We start from the raw sequence: 2,843 nt of genomic DNA, 5'->3' as shown, positions 1-2,843 counted from the left end.
CCGGTGATGACGGCGACGTTGCCCGAGGCGAAAGCTGGCAGGGCGGTCTGGATTTCGGCGTCGCTAGTCATGGTTTCCATCCTTGTTCGGGTCGCGCCGAACTTAACGCTCACTGCCGCTGAGGCAAGGCTGGTTCGTCCCGATGGGCGACCGTGACAGTCGCAACGGTTGACGACTTACAGTCGCAACGGGTTGACGACTTACAGTCGCAACGAGTTGACGACTACAGTCGCAACGGGTTGACCATCGCTGCGCCTGCCGCGCATGCTGTCCTGAAAAAGGAGCTCGGCATTTGACCGACTGGATCGGAATCCTCAAAGAGCAGACCGCCAATGGCGACGAGATGGGCCGCGAGGTGCCGAAGATGCTCGCCAATCCCGATATCAGCGAGACGCAGGTGAAAACGCTGTTCGCGGCGCTGGAGAAGCAGGCGGATTTCGCCGAGAAGCTGCGGCTGGCGCTGGAGAAGTTCGGCCATGACTTCGCGATCATCAAGGCGGCCGAGCGGCTGGAGGAGCGCTATGCCGACCTTGCCGCCTCGGTGGCCGAGAAGCTGAAAGCGATGCGGAAATAGGTTTCTATTTTTCGATCAGCCTCTCGAACCGTTTGTCGGGCGCAAACCAGATCGCCGCCACAAGCACGTAGATCGCCACGCTGATCCATTGGTTGAGAAAGCTGAGCAGGACGGCGGCGATGTAGAGCGCCAGAGAAATCTTGCCCTTGCGATCCTGGCCCACGGCCCTGGCGAAGGTCGTTTCGGCGCCGTGCAGATGGCGCAGCTTGATGACCAGGATGTTGTAGGCAACGGCGCAAAGCGCCAGGTCGAAGCCATAGACGGCGACCGGCACCGGGGCGAAGTGGTTCTCCCCCATGAACGCGGTGGTCACCGGCATCAGCGACAGCCAGAACAGCAGGTTCATGTTGGCCCACAGCACGCGCCCGTCGACGCGTTGCACGGTGTGGAACATGTTGTGCAGGTTGTTCCAGTAGATGCCGACATTGATGAAGGAGAGCACGTAGCAGAAGAAGACCGGCCACAGCGGCAAAAGCGCGGAAAAATCCTCGCCATGCGGCACTTTCAGCTCCAGCACCATGATGGTGATGATGATGGCGACGACGCCATCGGTGAATGCCTCGACCCGTCCCTTGCCCATGATTCTTCCCTCGCTTTGCGTCGACGTTAAGGGAGGATGCCGCGGCTGACCATCCTGCCAGAACTGTCAGGAGGAGATTCGCAGGGTGGAACGGCGCCATTATGTAGGCGTTGGGCTTGCAACCCTCGGAGGTCGCCATGACCGCTACGCTCAAACCATGACGCGTGACCATGAGCTTGGCGGGAGGACCGCGAAGGCCGCCGTCGCCGCCATGATCGCCGCGCTTTTTGCCGGCAGCACCGCGTTGACCCCGCTCTACATCATCTACAAGCAGACCTTCGGCTTCTCGCAGGTCACGCTGACGCTGGTTTACGCCGTCTACGTCGTCGGCAATCTGGGGGCGCTGCTGTTTTTCGGCCGGGTGTCGGATGTGATCGGCCGCCGTCCCGCCGCGCTGGCCGCGATGGGGGTTGCCGTGGTCAGCGCGTTGTTTTTCCTCTTCGCCGAAAACCTCGCCTGGCTCGACATCGCCCGCATTCTGAGCGGGCTTGGCATAGGCGTCGGCGCGGGCGCGGGCACCGCCTGGCTGGCCGAGCTGATCGAAGGCAAGGACAAGTCGAGCGCCGCTATCATCACCACCAGCACCAACTTCATCGGTCTCGGCGTCGGCGCGCTCATGGCGGGGCTGCTCGCCCAATATGCGCCCTGGCCGCTCAGGCTCACATTTGCCGTCTATCTCGTCCTGCTTGCGTTGGTGACCGTGCTGATCTGGCGCACGCGGGAAACGGTCTCCAGTCCGGGGCGGCTCTCGGATGTCTCGCTGCGGCCACGGCTTTCGGTGCCCGACAATATCCGCGCGCAATTCGTGGCGCCGGCGGTGACCGGCTTCGGCGCCATGGCGCTTGTCGGCTTTTATGCCGCGCTGGCGCCGAGCATTCTCGCGCAGCAGCTGCACGTGACCAATCATGCCGAAGCCGGCGGGCTTTTTTTCGAGCTGTCGATCGTGTCGGCCATCACCATCGTGGCCACCGCCCGGCTTGCTAGCCGCTCCACCATGCTTGCGGCGCTCGTCCTGATGATCCCGGCTGTGGCGCTGGTCGTCGCGGCGCAAATCTACGCCTCGATGGCACTCATGATCGCGGCGACCGCGGTCTGCGGCGCGGCGGCGGCGCTCGGCTATCGCGGCGGCCTGCAGGTGGTGAATCAGATCGCGCCGGCCGACCGCCGCGCCGAGGTGGTCTCGGTCTTCTTCATCTGCTGCTTCTGCGGCAACGCGCTGCCGGTGATCGGCATCGGCGTGCTGTCCAGCCTGGCCAACGCCACCGCGGCAAGCCTGGCCTTTGCCGGCATGATCATCGTCTTCTCGCTGGTGGCGCTCGGTTTCGGCGCCAAATACGCGCGGCAGTAGATCTCAGCTGGCCGGTGTCTCAGGCGCAAGATTGGCGCGCTGGCGCGGCACGCCGAGGCCGGTGTCGGGCGGCTCGCCGGCCGCCGGCCGGCCCTCGATCATATGCGTGGTGCGCCAGCGGCCGAGGCGATAATAGGCTGCGGCAAGCACCAGCGAGGCGATCGAGCCGGCCGGAAAGCTCCACCACAGCGCCTCCTGGCCGATGACGCTGCGCATGAAATAGGCAAAGCCGGTGCGAATGAACAACACCGAGATGATCAGGATGATCAGCGGCGGCATGACGGCGCCGGTGGCGCGCACCGTGGCGAAGAGCACGATCGTGATGCCGAACAGGATGAACG

General features: G+C 64.0%; 3 protein-coding genes and 1 pseudogene. 2 read left to right on the top strand and 2 right to left on the bottom strand.

Going from position 1 to position 2,843, the window contains the following annotated elements:
* Window positions 1-292 precede the first annotated feature (292 nt).
* Window positions 293-574, top strand: a complete 282-nt coding sequence (locus EOA27_RS30440) for a hypothetical protein (RefSeq protein WP_126082022.1) — start codon at window positions 293-295, stop codon at window positions 572-574.
* A 4-nt stretch (window positions 575-578) separates the two neighbouring features.
* Here the strand turns inward: EOA27_RS30440 and EOA27_RS30435 are convergent, their stop codons facing one another.
* Window positions 579-1,154 carry a TMEM175 family protein gene (locus tag EOA27_RS30435; protein ID WP_126082023.1) on the bottom strand — a complete coding sequence of 192 codons (576 nt, stop codon included), beginning with the start codon at window positions 1,152-1,154 and terminating at the stop codon, window positions 579-581.
* Between the two features lie 157 nt (window positions 1,155-1,311).
* Here EOA27_RS30435 and EOA27_RS30430 point away from each other — a divergent pair, with 157 nt between their 5' ends.
* On the top strand, window positions 1,312-2,502 hold the full coding sequence (locus EOA27_RS30430) for an MFS transporter (protein ID WP_126082024.1): 1,191 nt from the start codon (window positions 1,312-1,314) through the stop codon (window positions 2,500-2,502).
* A gap of 3 nt (window positions 2,503-2,505) precedes the next feature.
* On the opposite strand, the pseudogene EOA27_RS30425 reads toward EOA27_RS30430, so the two are convergent.
* Window positions 2,506-2,843: pseudogene (locus tag EOA27_RS30425) on the bottom strand (MATE family efflux transporter); the annotation flags it as partial.

This window comes from Mesorhizobium sp. M2A.F.Ca.ET.037.01.1.1 (assembly GCF_003998075.1).
Lineage (GTDB): Bacteria > Pseudomonadota > Alphaproteobacteria > Rhizobiales > Rhizobiaceae > Mesorhizobium.
This window is presented reverse-complemented; position numbering and strand designations above follow the sequence as displayed.